This window comes from Arthrobacter rhizophilus (genome assembly GCF_026241105.1).
In the GTDB taxonomy this organism is placed as follows: domain Bacteria; phylum Actinomycetota; class Actinomycetes; order Actinomycetales; family Micrococcaceae; genus Arthrobacter.
In genome coordinates, this window is record NZ_JAPFFT010000050.1 from 1 (window position 1) to 18717 (window position 18717).

Sequence of the window (18717 nt, forward strand, 5' to 3'; positions counted from 1 at the left end):
GTGCGGCCAGGTCCGGACCTGGCCGCACGCTTCTTCTTTCCCGTCGATGTTCACAACCGAGGAGCCTCTCACTACCCATGGTCCCCAGACTTATGCGCCCGAGCGTCTCTGCTGATCAGCGGGCATGGCCCGGGCTAAGGGAGAAGTAGGGTGTAAAGCGGGCCCTGGCCCCGGGTGGAATGTTCGAGCGGACGGTCCCTGCTGATTCCAGCCTGAGAAGGTGTCCATGGACCGTGCTTCTGGACAACCTCACGGCATGGCAGATATCGGCCACTCTACTGGCGCCATTCTTGAATAAATAGTCGAGTATCAAAGAGCGCGCTGTAGAGGAACCGGTAGGAGCCCCGGACGGGAGTGCCGCGTCCGTTGTGGCGTAGGGGATTGTAGACATGTCTGCCTCTCAATGCTTCAACGTGTACGAAACGGGATCTGCTCCGGGCACAGGATGCGCCGGATATCGTGGAACCTCCCGACATACAAGTGCTGCCTCCCGGTGAAACATGTCGCGGTTCCGCGACCGACGTCTGCGGAGCCTTTGAACCGGCGGACTCAGGCTGCTGCCCTATGCATCGGATGCCGCTGTCTGGGCTGTCAGACCACGTTTTGTTTGAGGCCCGGACACGGGGGATGTTGCCTTGGTTCACTCGTTTGATGAAGGAATCGAAGGCAGGTATCTGGTTGATGGTTGCCGCGACAGTGGCAATCGCGGCACTGGACGGGCTGCGCAAAGGTTTGTCGAGTGAGGTTTCGCTCAGCCTGATCATCGGGGTCCGCTACTTGGCGTTCATTGTCCTGATCTGTTTTTGGCGGCGGTCTTGGCGGGGGCTACCCGTGTTGCGGACCCGGCATCCGTATCTGCAGGCGATGCGATCAGTGATCATGTTCGTGGAGACTGTCACGTTCGTGGTTGCTTTGACCTACGCCACGCTGGCCGACAGCAATGCGGTTTTCGCGCTCTCGCCGGTCATCGGGGTGGTCTTCGCGCGCTTGTTCCTGGCGGAACGGGTTGAATGGATGACCTGGCTTGCGGTGGGTTTGAGCCTGGTCGGGGTCGTCCTTATTCTTCGGCCGAGCGGTGAGTCGACCGTGTTCGGGCTGGTGTTCGCTCTCGTATCCGCCGTGTTGTATGCGTCGTATGGGACCTTGACCCGGAGGGTGAGTGACACCGATACCCCTCAAACCTCGTTTGCCTACATGACCTTGATCGGTGCTTTGCTCTCCGGGGTGTTGTTTGTTGTTCAGACGCCTTCCATGACCGATGTGGCTCCCGGCGATGGAACGATGCTCGTGCTGGCAGCCGTGGCAGCAGCGGCCGGCCAAATATTGCTGATCCAGGCCTACTCACGGGCCACTGCACAATCGCTGCAGCCTTACAACTATCTTCTTTTTGTCTGGTCGGCGTTGATCAGCGCGTTTCTCTTTACCGCCCCGCCCTCCCTGGAAACACTCATCGGCGCCGCCCTGATCATCATCCCCAACATTCTCATCATGACCAGACCGAAGAAGCTGGCACATGGCTGAACACGATCATCAGCCAGGAGTGCAGCGGCACTGGGTTCCCGGCATCCACCTGCTCAATTTGCGGGGAAGTTCCTGGTTAGGCGTCATTTATCGCGTCCGTAGGCCACACAACACATATGGCCAAGAATTCTGAAGCTCTAGGGGAAGTCATGGCAGGTAGGTTTCGGGCAGCTGCGGTCGCCAGTGACCGTGAGCTCATCGCGATGGTTCGCGCCGGGAACGCGGAAGCATACGAAGGGCTCTACACGAGGCATGTATCCATCGCATCCTCTGTGGCACGGAGGAACGTCGATAACCCAAGTGACGCGGACGACGTCGTCGCGGAAGCATTCCAGGCCGTGCTTCAAAGTCTCAAATCCGGCGGTGGTCCCCGGGAGTTTTTCCGCGCATATTTGCTCTCCGCCGTCACCAGGCTCGCCCACCACACCAACAGAAAGGCACGCCGAACCACCCCGGCAGACATAGAAGCGAACTTCGACCACGATGTGGTGGAGGAGGACCCGGTCATTCGCGCGTTTGAATCGCGGACCGTCGCGCGCGCCTATCGCGCGCTGCCTGAACGGTGGCAGTCGGTGCTTTGGTATCTGGACGTGGAAGGGATGAAGCCGGCAGCGGTCGCCCCGATCATGGGGCTCTCTCCCAACGCCGTTTCCGCGCTCGGCGTACGGGCCCGTGAGGGATTGCGCCGCCAGTACCTGCAGTCCCATATCAATGACCCGGAGCGCGCAGGCTGCGCGGAGTTCAGGTCCCAGCTGGGGGCCTATCTTCGTGGCGGGCTTTCCAAAAAGAACGCCTCTGGTGTCCGCAGCCATTTGGATGGCTGCGCGGCGTGCACAGCGGTCCTGCTCGAACTTGAGGACGTTCGCGGAACCATGCGGGCCGTGCTGTTGCCGTTGGTCACAGGCATCCCATTGGCGGCCTGGGACGACAGGTCCAAGGAACTCGGAGCAGCCGGAGTACTCCAGGGAACCTCAACCGGGACGGCCCTGGTCAACCCCGTGGTGATGACGGCCGCTGGTGCTCTTGTGGCAACGATCATGTTTGGCGGGGTCAGTGACTCGGCGAATCTGACTACGCAGGACCAGCTTGACGCGCTTGGTGGCGGGACCTCACGTAACGACATGCCCTCAGGGCCGGTGTTGCCTGCGCCTGCTCCATCACGGCCCCAGACCTCGGTAACGCCGGCGGCTCAACAGCCCTCCAGCCCCGTCCCGCCCTCCGGGCCCTCGCCTTCCCGGCCTTTCGAAACTGCGCCGGACCCGGTCCCACAGCCCACCCCAGTTCCGTCGCCGGCCAAGGCCCCGCCGCCTGGGCCTGAACCGGGCATCGTCTCTGATTCGATACAGACCGCAGGCGTCCAGGGCAGTGCCTACACGTCGGATGTTAACGGCGATCCCAGGACCCGGAGCATGGGCGTTGTTTTTTCGATCACCGGCGGCGCGGATCTCGGCTCTGCAACCGCAGCCTTCTCATTATCGAAACACGCCTCGGTAGATCCTGCATCCGTAATCGCCCCTTCAGGATGGACCTGCCTCGTTAACGCTAACGCAGGACATCTCGGCGCACTCACATGCACTACCGACGTCCTCAAGGGCGGAACCGCAGAGTTCCATTTCACGGTCAAAACCACAAACAGCGGCCACGGTCACGTGCTTCAATACAGCCTCAACGGTCCAGCCATCGAAACCAACTCATACACGTATGGATTCTGAAATGAGTCAGCCTGCCAAGATTTCCGGCTCGTCGATTCGCAATTCCCGCAGTGGGTGGGTCGGCCCATCGCGGCGGTCAAGCCTGCAGGGCGGGCGCGATCTATGGCGTTGGGACGTTTTTTAGTTCCGAGAGGAGCCGCGCCGCTTCTGTCGGTGTCGTCGGAACGTTCCGGTAGTTAAGTCGGCATGGTCCCAGCAATCCGTTTCCAAGGGTTTCCAGCCGGCGCCTGCAGCGGAGCGCGTCAGCGAAGTTCTTCGGCGAGCGCGGCATGAGGAATCGCACGGCACCGCGAATGTAGGCCGCGGGGAAACTGTGGTCGTTGAACTCTTCGAGGCAGGCCTGGCCTAGATCAGCCAACACAGTCCACTCCGCTTTGATGCCTCTGATCAACAGCGACACCCGGATTGTCCCCAACACATATCGCGAGGATTCTTCCGCTCCCGCAAGGCAGAGGTCATGGAGCATACGTTCGAAGTGAGCCGATGTCGCCAAACCAGTCGTGACATCAGTACAGGAAAGTGGTTGAGCCTCCTCGCTTGCTTCAACCCATCCGACAGCGAGTTCCTGGAGGGCGTCACCATCGACCGGATGGCCCGAGATGGCAAACAGCGACCGCAAATCCGTCATGCTCTCCGCCAGACCGACCCCTCGGTGCGACCGACTGATTCCCAATCTCCTGGCGTGTTCTGCACACGGCAGGCCGACGAGCAGAGAACTTGCCAGAGGTGAAACCTCAGGTACGAACCAGTCTCCGGCAACACGCCAACCGTCTTTGAGACTTTGCTCCCGCCACCGAAGCAGTAGCTTCCAGGCGCCGCTGTTGGTCGGCAGCGGAGCCGATTTTTGGATCTTCATACTTATGAGTGCCAGCCGGGGACCATTCGTGTCGGGAACCCGATTCCGTCATTGCGGGATGCGAGAATCATCGATTATCGGCAGGTTCAGGACGCCTCACCGTTTGAGGAGAACGACGGCGGCTCTCGCGTCGGGATGATCGCGGCTTTGGTGTTGTGCTGTCCTTCCCGGACCAGCAGGCGTGGTTGCAGGTGGCGGTTCTCCTGGCTGGAACCGGGGTGGTGAGTGGTGCGCTGGCGCCGGAAAACCACCGCTACGAGCGGAGCGGTCAGCAACACAAAGACGACTCCGGTCACAGCCAGGGCACCTGACACCGTAATCAGCGCTGCCATGACCATGATGTGGATGCCCTCGGTTTCAGAGATCGACAGGCTCAATGCCGAGGCCGCGATCGCATTCAAGCTCATTGTTCTCCTCTCAAGCTGCCGGTCCGATCTGTGACCTGGCAAACACGGTTTGGCGGCTGCGAACCTTGTTCGCAGCCGCCGTTTTCTATGGTTCCTGTGTGTTGCCGGCCTCAGCCGGCGGGTTGATGATTCCGAAGGTTTCGCCCTGCGGGCCCCGGAGGATGGCCATCCGGCCGAAGGGGCTGTCCGTGGGCGGGAAGATCGTGGCCGCGCCGAGCGCTGCAGCAGCCTCCAGGGTCGCGTCCGGGTCCTCGACCTGGAACCACGTCAGCCAGTAGCTCGGAACGCCATCCGGGAGGTTGGTGTCGTGCGAGATTCCGCCCACGGTCTGGCCGTCCTTGGGACGCTCGACGGTGGAGTAGACAAACTCCGAGCCCTCTCCGATGTCCGTATAGCTGAAGCCGAAGACGCTGGCGTAGAACTCACGCGCGGGCTCGTAGCCGCGGGTGTGAAGCTCATTCCAGCACACGGCCCCGGGTTCGTTGTAACGGCCGATGCCATTGTGGCCGGTTGACTGCCAGATGCCGAAGACGGCCCCTGCCGCATCGAGGGCCACGGTCATGCGTCCCTGGTCCATGACGTCGAATGGCGGCATCATGAGTTGACCGCCAGCTTCGGTGATCTTCGCTGCGGTGGCGTCGGCGTCGTCGACCGCGAGATAGGTGTTCCACACGGACGGCAGGGGGCCGGCGTTCTCGGGTTTGGGGCCGACGCCGGCTACGGGCGAACCGCCCAGAAAGGCCATGTGGTAGCCGCCCGCTTCCGGGCCGGCATCCTGGATATCCCAGCCGAACAAGCGGGCATAGAAGTCTGCGGCGGCTTTGACGTCATCCACTTGGGCGTCCACCCAGTTCGGGGTTCCCTCGGGCCATTTTTCGTTGCGAACAGGCATGATGCTCCTTTGAGTATGCAGCGTGGTGCGGCTGGTTTGCTTGGCATACTCAAAGTGGTGCCTATTCGCCGTTTGTGCCGCGAAAAGGGCACCGCATTTTCGCGGCGCCAGCCCCTGGCTTGCGTGCCGAGTCGCCGCTACTTGCCAAGCACGGATCACGGTCCTTTCCCGTCCTTACCGGGATTCCAAGGGGTCATCGGTTTCGCTGGCGGTTCCGGGCGGTGGCGACCAGGTAGAAGACGAGCAGGCCGCCGATGAAGTAGATGGCCCAGAAGGGGAATCCCGTGTTGGTTTGGCGTCCTGCGAGGGTTTTTTGTTCGGGGGCGTCTTTGGGGATGTCTGCGATTCGGGAGGCGTGGACGAGGAGTCGGTGTGAGTTCACTCCGATGGGGGTGCAGGTGATCAGGGTGATGGAATCCTCGCCTGCGGTGACCTTGAGGGATGAGATGTCGTCCGGTTTCACGACTTCGATCTTGTTGACCTTGTACAGAAACGTGTGGTCCATGACTTCGGTGGAGAAGATGTCGCCTGTTTTGGCGCTGTGGAGGGGGTTGAAGAGTTCGGCGTTGGGGATTCCCGAGTGCGACGTCAGGACGCTGTGTGTGCCGGGGCCTCCTACAGGAAGGGAGGATCCGTAGAGATGGCCAACTCCCTTGGCCAGGACGTCGTCGCTGGTTCCGTGGAAGATAGGCAGGTCGATGTTTAGTGAGAGGTATCGGAGTCTGCCAATCACGTCGTCGTTGGCCACGTTCAACTGGCTCTGGTAGTCCCGAAGCTGGCCTTCCACGGCCGGGGTGGGAGTTTGTGCGGAGTAGGGGTCGCGTAGCTGCCCTGGGGGAATGCGGGAGTTGTATTCGCGTGCGCGGTCCAGCACTTTCGTCCGGGCCGAAGGCTCGAGCTGGCCGACTTCCTGGGCGTATCCGGAGAGCTGGCTGTTGTGGGATATCGAGCTGAACCAGTCCGCTGCCTGTGGGTAGAGGATCAGGCCCAGCCCGATGGCCGCGATGATCATCATCGTCACGAACCTCCGGTCGGCAGGACCGGATCGGATGCCGTTGCGCCCGGCTGCCGGTCTCCTGGTTCTGCGGCGACGATTGGGGTCTTTCGGGCCGGGTTCGGAACCCTCCATGAATTCTTCGAGGGTTTGAGTCATTGGAGCCTCTTGCTTTGATTGACGGGAGAGGTGTGGGGCATCCACCAGGTTGGCGGATGCCCCACACCTTGCATCACGGGACACAGGTCACCGAGGGATGGTTACTTTGCCTCGTTGCGCTTCCGACGGCCGGTGACCATGAAGAGACCGGCACCTGCCAGCACAAGAATCCCGCCGGCGGTCAGGGCCCAGGTTCCCACACCACCGGTGAGGGGCAGCTGGAATCCGGCGTTGTGCAGGACGTTGTTGATCGTCACGGTGACGACCGTCGGGTCCGAGCTGGTGACCGTGGTCTGGACCGGCTGGGCGAGGAGTTCGTAGCCGGCCGGGGCCTTGGTCTCGACCAGCCAGTACGACTGGTAGCCGGGCTGGCCAGGGCTTACCGCAACCCCGTTGGCCCAGTTGGAGTAGCGCAGTCCGGAGATCACCAGATTGCCGCTGGCATCGGTGGTCCAGGAGCTGACACCGGCGATGGTGATCGCGTTGGTGCCGGCCAGGGCGTCAGCTTGGGTCGGGTAGACCGAGAACGTGGCGCCGGCGAGGCTAGCGGAGGTCTTGGAGTCCTGCTTGTGAAGGACGATGTCGCCCCACTTGGTAACCACCGGTGGAGTGACGACCGGACCGCCGGGCTGGCCCGGAGTGATGGTGAAGCTGGCCGCATTCGGGTAGACGAGGGCCGTGTTTGAGATCTGGCCGACCGTGTTCACGGTGGTGTTCACAGTCACGACGACTTTGGCCGTGGGGTTGGCGGCAAGGATGGTCCGGCCGCTGGCGGTGAAGTCGACCGTGACGGTGTTCGTGGCCGCGTTGAACGCGATGGTGTAGTCCGTGTTCAACGTCAGTGTGGCGCCGTTGGAGAGCGCTACCGACGAGTTTGTGTACGTCAGTTTCGGGTCGAGCTGATCCACGATCCGGTAGCCATCAATCGGGTTGACATTGGGGATGTCGCCGGTGATGGTCCACTGCACGTTGTCACCAAGCTTGATGGCCGGGGCGTCCGTAACGGTCTTCGTGGCGCCGGTCACCGCGTTCTTGGGGTAGACGTTGACGTTGTACATCCAGTTGTTCTCGTTCAAGGGGTCCGTCATGGGAAGCGTGACCAGGAACGGAGCCGAAGGAGTGACGCCGGCTGGGTAGCCGGTCTCCGTCACCAGGTACAGGCCCAGGGGAAGGTTCCCCAGGGCGGCTGTTCCGGCCGCGTCAGTCGTGACCGCGGTGCCCGGGGTGGCCGCCTGCGCGGCGGCCTGGGCCGGTGTCAGGGCCGCCGCGGCAGTCCAGCCCGCGTTGGTCGTCAGGTCAATGTTGTTGACCTTCTGAACGGTGAACGTGACTCCAGCCATGGGCGTCAGGCCCGCTAGCTGGGCAGGGGTGAGTGCCGTTCCGTTGTTGGGCAGGTTGGTCGGCGTGGCCGGCTGCTGGTACTTGTGGATGGTCAGCGTTGCCGTCTTGGACGGATCGATGTTGGCGATGTTCGCCGCGTGCGCGCCCCCTGCCCCGAGGGCAAGCATTGCTGCTGAGGCAATTGCCGCTAGGGAAGCTACTATTCTGCGCCTCACCTTCGATGATTTCATCGTTTTCCTTTCTTGTTGTCCCCAGGGAGATGCACGGAGCTGCGCTCAGCAATCTGGGTTTGTGGGGTATTGTCCGCCCGCCTGGTCATGATGAGGGCGAGCGAAGTCATGAGGAGGAGGATCCCGAGAAGGGCGCCTCCGAAGAGGCCGGCGTTGCCTGGTCCGCCGGCGGCTGGAAGCTTGACGGCCGCCATGTCCAGGACGGTGATGGTCAGTCCGTTTGCCGTCACTGATGTGCCAGCAGTGGCAGCGTCCAAAGTGATGCTGCCGTTGGCCCCAACAGTGAACTTCACGGGAGTAGCCAGGAGCGAGTAGCCGTTCGGGGCCTTGGTCTCGAGCAGCCAGTACGTCCCTGGAAGCAGGTTCCTGACCTCGACCAGTCCGGGCGACCCGGACACGGCACTGCTCACCCCGATCACCGTGGTGCCCATTTGCCCGGCGGCATCATTGTGGATCTCAAAGGTCGAGCCGGTCAGCGGGATGGTGGAACCTTGGGTTGGACCGGGCCCTGCCTTTTGCAGGAACAGGTGGCCCGTGGTGGGGTTCGTGGTGAAACACGCAGGATCAAGCGGCGCCGCGCTGCCCGTGACGCATCGTGCCGGCGGGACGACCCCATTGCCGGTTGCCCCGTTCTTGAGGGCGACCAGCCACGCATTGGAGTTGACCGTCACCGAGTAGGTCAAAACCGCCGTGCCGTTGCCGGGCAGAATGAATGAGGGAGTGACGAGCTTGCTGCCGGCGCCAGGATCCGGAACCGCGACGGGGGCGCCGCCATTGATGGTCAGCTTCGCTGAACCGGCAGTGAACGTGGCGTTGTTCAGCACCTGGCTCAGGTCATCGGTGACGATGACACCGGTGATCGGGTTGACGGTTGAGTTACTTGCCGTCACCGTATAGGTGATCACCCTGCTCGCCGCCGGGTCGCCCGGGTTGATGGAGGTTCCCGAAGCGGGGGACGCGGTCTTGCCCAGCGTCCACACGCCCACGGGATTGACCGTGCAGGTGGTGCTGCCGGCGGGGCAGGAAGTCGGGGGAGTAACGATGGTCGAGGGGGTCAGGTAGTTCTCGAGCGAAGCATCGCCCAGGTTGCCGGCGTTGTTGACTTTCACCTGATAGGTGACCACGCTTTTCGCACCTGCGGCCACCGTGCCCGTGATGCCCAGGGTCTTCGTTGCCGCACCCGAGTTGTTGGTGACAACCAGGGGAGTCCCGCTCGTGGTGGTCGTCGTGATGGAATTGGCCACGAAGGTCGAGGCGTCCAGGACGTTCCCGAGCCAGTCGGTGTAGCTGACGGTGGCCGGGGCGGTGCCGGTTGTGTTGTCGAAGGTCAGCGAGTACGTCAGGACCTGTCCGGGCTGGACCATGGTTCCAGCCGCAGGATCCACGCTCTTGGAGGCCACCAGGTTGGGCAGGAGAGCTGTGTTGACGAATCGGCAGGTGACTTCGGTTGAGACGGTGCCCGAGGAAACCGGAATGTTTGTGCTGTTGACGTTGAATGAGGTCCCGGTGCCGCTCAGGAATGGTGCGGCGGTGAGGTCCGGGGTGTTCCAGCATTTCCATGTTGTGGTGTATCCGCCGGTGGCCGTGGTCTGGCTCTCGGAGAACGTGTAGTAGACCCCGCTCACTTGTGCGAGCACGGCGGCGGGGCCCACCTGGCGGCTCTGGAGTCCTGATGCGCTGCCATTGGTGGTGGTGGTTCCCAGGACGGCTCCGTTGCCGGCGGTGTCACCACGTTTGATGGACAGGTTGAACTGATCGCTGGCGCTGACCCTGCCCCCGACGATTTCCTTCTGTAATTTCACGTGGGGTGGCGCTGGCTGGCATGAGGCCAGGTCGGTGCCGCTGCCGTAGCCCAGTGCTGTCCTGGTCCCTAAGGGCTGGAAGGTGTTGGGGTCGTAGACAGTGACGTTGGTGCTCGTACCGCTGTTGTTCGACTCAATGATGAGCGAGCCGTTGGAATCGAAGGCGATGCCGTTGTAACCGGGATCGTTGGTTGAGTTGCCGATCAGGATGCTGCCGGTGGCATTGGCCACCGTGCCGCCCGGAGTGGCGCCCACCCCGGTGATGGTGAAGATCTGGACGCTTCCGGGATATTGCGTCTGTGCGTTGTCGACCTGGGAAAGGATGGCGTAAAGGTTTCCCTGGCTGTCAAAGGCAAAGTCGCCATTGCGGTTGGCCGGGACCGGGTCCCAGGATTGCGTGGTGTTGTTGAAGTTGTAGCCCAGGTAGGCGGAGGAGGAGACCTGAAGGCCGTTGACGACCAGGGCCACGGCCCCGGTTGCCGGATCGTAGCGCCAGATGTACAGGGTGACGGTCCATTGCGGCGGATTGCTCCCGGCCACGGGGATGTCTGCGTAGCCGCCGAAGTAGTATGCGCCGTCGACCGGGTTGACCGCACCGGCAACTATGCCGTCAGTGATGACTGAGGTGTCGACGTTGGTCTTGAGGAGAACAGGTGCGGGACTGGTCGCGGTGGCATCGTAGGAGTAGATGTTGACCGATGAAGGGCCCGTGGCGCCGTTGGTGAACTTATCGACGTAATAAAGGATTCCCGTCTGGGCGCTGACACCCAGCGAATTTGCATTGTTGAGAGGAGTATTGGTGTTTGCCATTTGGTAGTCGAGCACCGGGTTGTTGCTGGCATTTACGTGCGATCGGTATATCCCCCCGGATCTACCGATCGCGTAGAAGACGTTGGGTGAACACACCTGGGACACAGTCAACGCCGTTGGTAACGCCATTCCGGTATTCGCCGGCACAGACTGCCCGGCCATACTCCGCGGGGACCCGGCGGCGTTCGCAGCCGCCGGCATCGCCACGAGCTGAAGCAGAAGGACCAAGACAATGGCAAGGTGCAGGATCAGCGCTGGCAGAGAGCGGTGTGTCTTCGGGGGCAGCCCGGCTGAGGCCTTCGTGAAGACCCAAGGGAAACTCTTGGCGGTCATCAGGAACCGCCCCTGATCCCAGGCCTTGCTGTGGTGAATTTGTTCAATATCACCGGACACCTCACTAGTAGTAACGACCAGGCCCACGCCCGGAACTTTGCATCTGACAGGTATGTATCGGTATCCGGAAGAACGTGACGGCGATTCCGGTAGGAAACTCTCAAATTTTTTTCAGGGGCACCTGAGATCAGCCATGTAAATACGCAAAACGGCGCGGCAGGGCCGCATCGCTCCTGGCCGGAAGGTCTACGGCGGCCGAACTGCCTTGTACAACCTGAGCGGGACCGGGGTGAATTCAAGGGCTATGAAGGCAAGGAAATGGGCGTGATGGCATCGTGTTCGTCCCAGAGTTTCGTCCCGGTGACGGTGACCGCCTGGACAGCCATGGCACTGACGAGCTCTCCCGCATGGCTTTGATCGTTTTCAGTGACGACATACGTGAAGACCAGCTCGGTTTCCCCTCCGGCGGGTACCGGGCCGACACTCAAGGCGGATGGGGCAGTCGTGTAGTGCAGTTCTTCCATTCCTGCGTTGGTGAAGGACCGCAGGACAAGGGTGGCATTGGTGAGCTCTTCCCCTGAATCATTGATGATCCAGGCGGAGTAGGCCAAGGTTTCGTGAGGAGCCGCGCTGGCCTTGTTTGCGTAGTGAACCAAGCGCACCCCGGCGCCGGGCAGCGGGCACGCAGAGAAGGCGCCCGGCGCCCTGGGATCCGATGGATGCCCCGTTCCAGGGAAGGGGGGCTTAAGGCGGCCCGTGGGGAGGGCGGAATCGACCATCGTGTGTCTTTCATGGGGCTGCCGTTCAATTTGTTTGGCCGGGTTGCCTGGGATCTGCCGCATTAGGACCTCCTTGGGAAAAGTGTGTTCAGCCATCGGGCTCTCGGCGTTTCTGCTCGGCGGCGTCCGCGGACGGGTGCTTGGCCGGTGGCGTCTTTGCCGGGAGGTGCCATCGGTTCCGGGATGGTGACCATCGATGAGGTGAACCGCCGTGTGCCGGTGGCGGTGTCCCGTTCACTGGCGGTGTTGTGGCCCGGCAGGCTGAGAACGGCATCGATGATGGCAACGACCCTTAGCGAGCCCTCGCTAGCGCGTCGGGCCGGTCCCGTGGTTGAAGTGAACAGATTTGCCGGACTTTCGTGGCAGGTCATCGCGACTGCGGCCTTACCGGGATCCCTCGGAGCTGCGCCATGAGGCTCATGGCTTCGGCATCGGTTGACGGGATCGGCTGGTACCGGAGGTTGCAGGGGCCGAGGGCCCCGTTACGGAGCGCTTCAAGGCGCCTCTTGCACCTCAGCGCATCGGCAAGATTCCCTGTTGAACCCTGGATGAGGAAGTCCACCCTGTCATGGCGGTACACCTGTATCGCTGATTCGCCGGTGAATTCCTGGGCGCAGATTCGACCCACTTCCACGGACAGGGTCCAGGAGTCTTTCAGTTGTTTGTCCATGAGAGGAAAAAGGAAAGCCCCCAAGATGAACTTGTCGGGCCCGTTCGCCGTCCGACGCGCGTCTTGAAATGCGCGTTCGAAATGGGCTGTGGTTGCCAGGCCCGTTGTGACATCCGTGCAGGACGAAGGCTGTTGGTCTTGCTCTCTGGCCTCTGCCCATCCGACCGCGATTTCCTGCACTGCGCCTTGATCGACCGGTTGTCCGGCAGCTGTGAAGAGGGACCGCAGATCGGTCATCGTTTCAGCGATGCCCACGCCGTGGAAGGAACGCGATGCGCCCAGATGTCGGGCTGCACCATGAGAGGAAATCCCGTCCATCACCGAGAAGGCCATGCCTTCGACTTCCGGTACGAACCAGTCCCGGACATACCGCCAGCCATCGCGCAGGCTCTGGTCCCGCCACCGGTCCAGAAGCTGCCACATGCCATTCTCAACGGTCACGGAAGGCACTGTTTGAATCTTCATGCCTACCTTGTGGCGCGTGCAGACGATTCATGTTGCAAGTGCCGCGAAATATCTGCGACGAGGGCAACTAGTCAAGTCAAACCGGTGCGCTCGACAGTCGGCTCTTCGAGGGTTATCTGGTCACGGTGTCCTTGTTGAGGCAGTCCACCGTGCGCCCTGGACAGGGAGCCGCTAAAGGAAGGAACGAAAGCTGCTCTTCCTCCTTGGCGGGTGCTTGTCGTACTAACCCGGGGACCGACTCGCTGGGGCTGGTGATCGGATGGCTAGTCCGAAACTGCACAATCGTCGTGGTTATGTCCGGCGACCGCGTCGATGCTTGCAATCCAAGCCTCGCGCTTCGCCTCGTACATGATCATATGAACATTGTCATAGACCACATCGTGACGGAGTGACTCGGTTTTGGCGCCGAGGATGAGCCTCGCCGTCTCATCGGCGTTATGAGACAGCGCTATTGAATTTCGGCGGCTCTTGCTCATTTTGTGCGATCAGTGCCCAACAACAAGGAACCGGCAGACAGCAACGCTTCGGGCTCCGGGTCCAGTGCTATGCGGATTGCTGACTGGGGAGCAACGGGAAGGCGTTGAAATGTATTTGGACCGGGCGGGAGCCTTCCTGCTCGCCTTCTTCGTCCAGTTCCGCAGCCAGACCTGCGATCTGGTCCCGGACTCTTGTTGCAAGGCTTTCCAGTTGCACCGGTGTCATCCGCAGGTTGAAGGTGGTGATGACCCCGGCATCCTTCCACTCGCCTTCGGTGACCTGCCAGGCATTGTCGAGGAAGTCCATCAGGGCTTCTGTGCGTCGCTGTGCGAATTCTTTGGCGACCATCCGGACAGTCTCGTCGTCGGCCGGCGTCTCGGAACTTTCGCTTGTATCCAACCCCACCGAGCCCCGGGAACGCTCCCACCACCGCTCCCTAGTGGATCCCTTGCCCTCGATTTCGTGCACGAATCCGTGCTTGGCAAGTTGACGAAGATGGTAGCTCGTTACGCCGCTGGACTCGCCGAGGATTGCTGCCAGGCTGGAGGAATTCTGGGATCCCTGGACGGTGAGCACTTCGAGAATCTCGATTCTTAGCGGGTGCGCGAGGGCTTTCAGGGAAGCCGAACCCATGATCCGGCTCTGTCGCTGGCCAGCGACAAAGCTTTCTTGATCCATGCCAGAGACGTCCATGAGACACAACTTACCATTCCAAAGTAGATTCCTTTGCAAAGCTTGGCTTGCAAAGGAATCTATGCAAATATTTGTTTGCAGGCATCGTCGATGCTGGATTTGGAGGCGGCCACTCGTGGCCGGAATGCGATGAAGGATGACCCGGACCCGGGGCGCTGTCCTGGGTCCGGGTCAGATGCCGGTACCAAAGCGGCTGGCCTCGGCGAGTCATCAAAATCAATGAAGAAACGGAGCATCACATGGAAATCATCACCAAGGCACTCGGCGAGTCCAACGACAAGATCACCGCCTGGGCGTTCTCAAGCGAGTAATCCTCCACGGCAGTAGTCCTAGTCCGGCCTCGGCGGGGGAGTCGAAGAGTCTTCCGCCCGGGCCGGACATCCAACTAGCAAGGTGAAATCCATGGGTGCAGGCAGCGGAATCGACACATTCATCATCAAGACAGTGGAGTGGTGCAATTTGAACTGCTCGTACTGCTACTTCTACCACGGGCAGGATAGCTCGTTCGAAAACCGGCCTCGCTTCATGCCGCGCAAGACCGTCGATCACGCAGTTCCCAAAATCATTGAGCACTGCCTGGCCAACGGAATCTCCGACATTCATCTGACTCTTCACGGGGGCGAACCACTTCTTCAGCCCAAGAACGACTATGTGTGGATGATGTCGCAGTTCGACAAGATCGACGCTGCAGGCATCACCACGCACCGAAAGATAACAACCAACGGCGTCACGCTCAACGACGAGTGGGCCGAGCTGCTGGCCAGATTCTTGGTCAAAGTCGGCATTAGTCTGGACGGTACCCGTAAGGTACACGATTCGGCCAGAGTCGATCTGGCCGGAAGAGGCTCCTACGACAGAGTCATCAGAGGGCTGAAGACTGCACAAAAATTCGGTGACAAAGGCCTGAAGGTCGGAACCATCAGCGTCTTGAACCCCTTCGAAAACGGAAGTGTGATCTACGAGCACCTTCGTGGCCTGGGCGTGAAAACCATCAACCTTGTCCTCCCGGAGGCCAACTACGTCCAGCCTCTGGAGGCCCCGCCTGATGGCTACGCGCACAAGGACCTGGCGATCGATATTTTCGATGCGTGGATCCAGGAGGACAACGCCGAAGTAAGTATCCGGTTCTTCCAGGACGCCATCCGGGCCGTCGCCGGACTTCCGAGCTACAGCGACCAGTTCGGCTTCGCGCCGGTCAACGTTGCGGTCCTCGAAACGGATGGTTCCATGCAGCCGACAGACAACTTCCGGGCGTGCGCCGACGGGATGACTGAGCTCGGGCTCAGCATCTACCGCGATTCCTTCGATGATCTTTACAATCATGAGTTCTTCCAACTCTGCCGGGACCAGCAACTGCTCGTTCCGGAAGAATGTTCCGGCTGTAAGTTTCTGGACATCTGCGGCGGAGGGCGCATCAGTACCCGCTACTCGGAAAAGGACGGGTTCTCGCGCAAGACCGTGCACTGCGAAACGCTCTATGGCCTGTTCGAGCACATAGAGACCGTGTTGGACAAGCGCCGCCAGGAAGCGGCGGCATAAACCCATGTCGACCGCCGAGGTTGCCGAACACGCGGGAGTCGAGGTCTCCCTGTGGAAACAGTTCTACTTCACCTGGGGCGGGCAGGCAGTCTCGAAGTTCGCCGGCCCGTTCCAGATGATCGCACTTGCCATGTGGGCGCTGAACAGCGGGCACGGTGCCATCGGCGTTTCTGTCATCACCTCCTCCGGACTGTTAGGAACCCTCACGGGCACCGTCTTCGGCGGGGCAATCGCAGACCGGTACGGAGCGTCGAAAACCATCTTCGGATGTGACCTCGCAAGATTTTTCCTTTCAGGCGCCATAGCCCTTCTTGTCCTTCTGCAAGCCGGGTACAGCTATCCGGCGATTGTCTGCATCAGTTTCTGCAGCAGCATCATTTCCGGGGTCTTCAGTCCCGCGCTGCGGTCGCTCACCCCGGAACTCCTGACGGAAAGGGATTACGAAAAGGGAAACAGCGTATTTGGCGCGATAACAAGTTCATCGCAACTCTTCGGGGCTCTGTTGGGCGGTATCGCCGTCGCCCTGCTCGGCGCTGCAGCGGCGATCGCCATCAACAGCGCCAGCTTCCTTCTCGGTGCACTCGCCTCTGCATCCGTCCTCGCGACAGCCCGCAAAACCACAAAAAGCCAACTACCTGACCTTCAGAAGCGCGCCGGTCTGCTCGCGTCCACCATGGCCGGACTGAGATATGCACTCGCCACCCCATGGCTGCTTGCGCTGCTCTGCGTTGATTCGGTCACCGACCTTGTCACCGCCGGGCAGCTTTACGTGGGCCTGCCCCTGCTGGCGCAGCAGTCCGGCGGAAGCCTGTTCATGGGGATCCTGCTCTCCGGGTACGGAGCCGGCGCCGTGATCGGATCGGTAGCAAGCGCCTACCTGAAAAACGAATTCCTGCGCAGTGTCAGGGCAGTTCTGTGGCTAAACATCATCCAGGCCCCTTTCCTGACCATCCTGCCGTTCGTCCCTTTTGCAGGCGCGGTCGCCTCCCTGGCCGCTGGTGGAATCCTGAACGCCGCAGCGATGACGTACTACATCTCCGTCGTTCAACGGGCAGCACCCAAAGACATGCAATCGCGGGTCATGTCCCTCCTCATGACGGGAGGGCTGCTTCTCCAGCCCGTCGGAACCGTCCTGCTCGGAGCCCTCGCTGATGCAGGGTTCCTCCGAGGAACCTTCCTCGGAGGAGGAATCATCATGATCCTCACCGCCGCAATCGCCCTAAACATCAAAGCCGTCCGCCAGCTCGGTGACTAATTGTCAGAAAAGAACCGGCGCCCAATGAGAATGTACACGTACAACTGCCAACGGGAGTATGAGAATTGGACCACGAAGACACCCATCATCAGATCGATTCCAATAGGAAGAACTATGTGGAAAATCATGGTTCTGGCTCTATTGAGGACACTTCGATCATTGACCAGTCCAAGGCGCGGACCTTCGGCGAAAACAGCCACATCGCAGGGCGAGACATCTACATCACCCACGCGTCGACCGAAAACGGTAAACGAACAACTGTCGAATTGAGAAAACGCAAACTGAGCTGGGTGACTTCGACCCGAGCGAAGTTCATCGCTCTCGCAGCGACCGTGGTAAGTGCTGCAATGAGTGTATTGACAGCGGTGGGACCGATCGATTGGCATGTATGGTTCTCGGTCAAAGACGTTCAAACATTCGAACTTGCGTTGCGAGATACGATCGTCTCGGGCTTTCCTCTGGTTCTCGCAACATTTGTTTCTTTCCTCCTAACCGTTGGATCCTGGAAGTTCTGCGTTGCTAGGGTTCGCAATTGGCCGGTCTACCGAGGGAAATTCTCGTTCCGGAAAGCGCTGATTCCTTCGAAGTCAGTACCGGGGTTGTTCTTTCGCGCCTATCCTTTCGCCGAATGCACTGATTGCGTTGAAGACAACCGGCCCGGAGTCTATGCGAAGTTGTTCAGCCGTGCCAAGAACTCAAGCGGTATTGTCGCGTACCGTTGCAGGAACGGTCACAGTGAATCAAACTTCCGCGGACGGTCGGTCTTCGCGCCGTAATTCAAGAAGAGCTCCGACGAAGGCCGGGAGCGTCCCCGACAAGACGGCGCCGCCCCTATGTCTTGGGCGCCAGTTCACCGATCCCTCCCGGTGCGCACGTTTTCGTTGACGAGTCGAAGTCAAAGGCCAACTACGTCGTGGGTTCTGTCATTGTCCAACGGACGTTGACGCCGACCGCAGGGCTATTGCTTTGCTGCATTCAGGATGAGTGCCAGCTGGACCGAATCGGCCGCCGTGAAGATGCCTGCGGCGACGGGGCCGGTGATGGCGCCGAGGTTCCGGGACACGGCTAGCCGGGCGTAGACCTTGGGTGCCTCCGTGTCTTCCGGTTCACCTCTGATTCCGGTATAGGTCTACCGAAAAAGGTTGAATATTACCCATGGGTAGGCCTTCTGGGACGCTCCGATGGCGGATATTCTCTTAGGGACTTCACGAGAGTCGGTGGTCATCGGAAGGGATGCAACGACGCATCCGCGGTGGAAAGAGAGTCTATGTCTGGCATTTTCGAAATCTTGGCAGCAGGGGAGCAATCGTTCCACTTCCGGTTGAAGGCCGACGATGGAACGGTCGTGGCAGTGTCGCCCAAGTTCCCGGATATCGCGGCCCTCGTGGCCGGAATCAATGCAGTCAGGGAGAGTGCCGCCACAGGATTCGTGGTGGATCACCGCTCGCTCGGAGCGCAATAAGAAATCGGCGGCAGTGCTCATAGGAGCACTGCCGCCGATTAGTTTTAGGGCACCTTAGGAGTCGCCTCCTGAACCGCCGGTGGTGCCGGCAGTGACGTCCAGGAGCTTGTAGCGGTCAATGGCGTACGACGGCGCACTCGGGTCTACCTCGCCCCTCGCCGCGAGCAACTGCAGGGCCTTGGTGACGATGGAGTGGGTGTCGTTTTTGAAGTAGCGTCGGGCGGCTTGGCGGGTGTCGGAGAGGCCGAAGCCGTCGGCGCCGAGGGAGGCGAATTCGTTGGGGATGAATTGGCGGATCTGGTCCGGGACGGCTTTCATGT

At 60.8% G+C, this 18717-nt stretch carries 18 protein-coding genes; 6 read left to right on the plus strand and 12 right to left on the minus strand.

Annotated elements, in window-relative coordinates; genetic code table 11:
- Positions 1-115: 115 nt before the first annotated feature.
- Positions 116-391, minus strand: a complete 276-nt coding sequence (locus OOZ51_RS22570; protein ID WP_416346419.1) for a winged helix-turn-helix transcriptional regulator — start codon at positions 389-391, stop codon at positions 116-118.
- A 260-nt stretch (positions 392-651) separates the two neighbouring features.
- On the opposite strand from OOZ51_RS22570, the gene OOZ51_RS21445 reads away from it, so the two are divergent.
- Both OOZ51_RS21445 and OOZ51_RS21450 read left to right on the plus strand, forming a co-directional pair.
- Positions 652-1521: a DMT family transporter gene (locus tag OOZ51_RS21445; RefSeq protein ID WP_265981947.1), complete on the plus strand. Its 870-nt coding sequence runs from the start codon at positions 652-654 to the stop codon at positions 1519-1521.
- 149 nt (positions 1522-1670) lie between these two features.
- A complete protein-coding gene (locus tag OOZ51_RS21450) occupies positions 1671-3233 on the plus strand; it encodes a sigma-70 family RNA polymerase sigma factor (protein ID WP_265981948.1) in 1563 nt (520 codons plus the stop codon).
- 100 nt (positions 3234-3333) lie between these two features.
- Here the strand turns inward: OOZ51_RS21450 and OOZ51_RS21455 are convergent, their stop codons facing one another.
- From OOZ51_RS21455 to OOZ51_RS21500, 10 genes are all read right to left on the minus strand, one after another.
- Positions 3334-4089 (minus strand): hypothetical protein, encoded by a 756-nt coding sequence (locus OOZ51_RS21455; RefSeq protein WP_265981949.1) that lies wholly within the window; start codon positions 4087-4089, stop codon positions 3334-3336.
- 86 nt (positions 4090-4175) lie between these two features.
- Positions 4176-4496 carry a hypothetical protein gene (locus tag OOZ51_RS21460; protein ID WP_265981950.1) on the minus strand — a complete coding sequence of 107 codons (321 nt, stop codon included), beginning with the start codon at positions 4494-4496 and terminating at the stop codon, positions 4176-4178.
- A gap of 85 nt (positions 4497-4581) precedes the next feature.
- Positions 4582-5388, minus strand: a complete 807-nt coding sequence (locus OOZ51_RS21465) for a VOC family protein (protein ID WP_265981951.1) — start codon at positions 5386-5388, stop codon at positions 4582-4584.
- A gap of 193 nt (positions 5389-5581) precedes the next feature.
- Positions 5582-6541 (minus strand): class C sortase, encoded by a 960-nt coding sequence (locus tag OOZ51_RS21470; protein ID WP_265981952.1) that lies wholly within the window; start codon positions 6539-6541, stop codon positions 5582-5584.
- Positions 6542-6642: 101 nt separating this feature from the next.
- On the minus strand, positions 6643-8112 hold the full coding sequence (locus OOZ51_RS21475; RefSeq protein ID WP_265981954.1) for a SpaH/EbpB family LPXTG-anchored major pilin: 1470 nt from the start codon (positions 8110-8112) through the stop codon (positions 6643-6645).
- Positions 8109-11057, minus strand: coding sequence for a DUF7927 domain-containing protein (locus tag OOZ51_RS21480; protein ID WP_265981955.1), 2949 nt, complete (start codon positions 11055-11057; stop codon positions 8109-8111). Before OOZ51_RS21480 ends, OOZ51_RS21475 begins: the two co-directional genes overlap by 4 nt.
- A gap of 302 nt (positions 11058-11359) precedes the next feature.
- Positions 11360-11899 carry a hypothetical protein gene (locus tag OOZ51_RS21485; protein WP_265981956.1) on the minus strand — a complete coding sequence of 180 codons (540 nt, stop codon included), beginning with the start codon at positions 11897-11899 and terminating at the stop codon, positions 11360-11362.
- A 304-nt stretch (positions 11900-12203) separates the two neighbouring features.
- Complete coding sequence (locus OOZ51_RS21490) at positions 12204-12971, minus strand: hypothetical protein (protein ID WP_265981957.1); 768 nt, start codon at positions 12969-12971, stop codon at positions 12204-12206.
- Positions 12972-13234: 263 nt separating this feature from the next.
- Positions 13235-13447: a hypothetical protein gene (locus OOZ51_RS21495; protein WP_265981959.1), complete on the minus strand. Its 213-nt coding sequence runs from the start codon at positions 13445-13447 to the stop codon at positions 13235-13237.
- 67 nt (positions 13448-13514) lie between these two features.
- The gene (locus OOZ51_RS21500) at positions 13515-14141 is read right to left on the minus strand and encodes an ArsR/SmtB family transcription factor (RefSeq protein ID WP_265981961.1); all 627 of its coding nucleotides are present in this window, start codon (positions 14139-14141) and stop codon (positions 13515-13517) included.
- A 402-nt stretch (positions 14142-14543) separates the two neighbouring features.
- Between OOZ51_RS21500 and OOZ51_RS21505 the strand changes: the two genes are divergently transcribed.
- The 4 genes from OOZ51_RS21505 (at position 14544) to OOZ51_RS21520 (ending at position 18397) form a co-directional block, all read left to right on the plus strand.
- Entirely contained in the window at positions 14544-15680 is a 1137-nt protein-coding gene (locus OOZ51_RS21505; RefSeq protein WP_265981963.1) for a radical SAM protein, read from the plus strand.
- A gap of 4 nt (positions 15681-15684) precedes the next feature.
- Positions 15685-16935: an MFS transporter gene (locus OOZ51_RS21510; protein WP_265981964.1), complete on the plus strand. Its 1251-nt coding sequence runs from the start codon at positions 15685-15687 to the stop codon at positions 16933-16935.
- A 65-nt stretch (positions 16936-17000) separates the two neighbouring features.
- Complete coding sequence (locus tag OOZ51_RS21515; protein WP_265981966.1) at positions 17001-17711, plus strand: hypothetical protein; 711 nt, start codon at positions 17001-17003, stop codon at positions 17709-17711.
- A 491-nt stretch (positions 17712-18202) separates the two neighbouring features.
- The gene (locus tag OOZ51_RS21520; RefSeq protein WP_265981967.1) at positions 18203-18397 is read left to right on the plus strand and encodes a YegP family protein; all 195 of its coding nucleotides are present in this window, start codon (positions 18203-18205) and stop codon (positions 18395-18397) included.
- A gap of 54 nt (positions 18398-18451) precedes the next feature.
- Here OOZ51_RS21520 and OOZ51_RS21525 read toward each other — a convergent pair.
- Positions 18452-18717 (minus strand): hypothetical protein (locus tag OOZ51_RS21525; protein WP_265981968.1); only part of this gene is annotated, 266 nt, incomplete at its 5' end.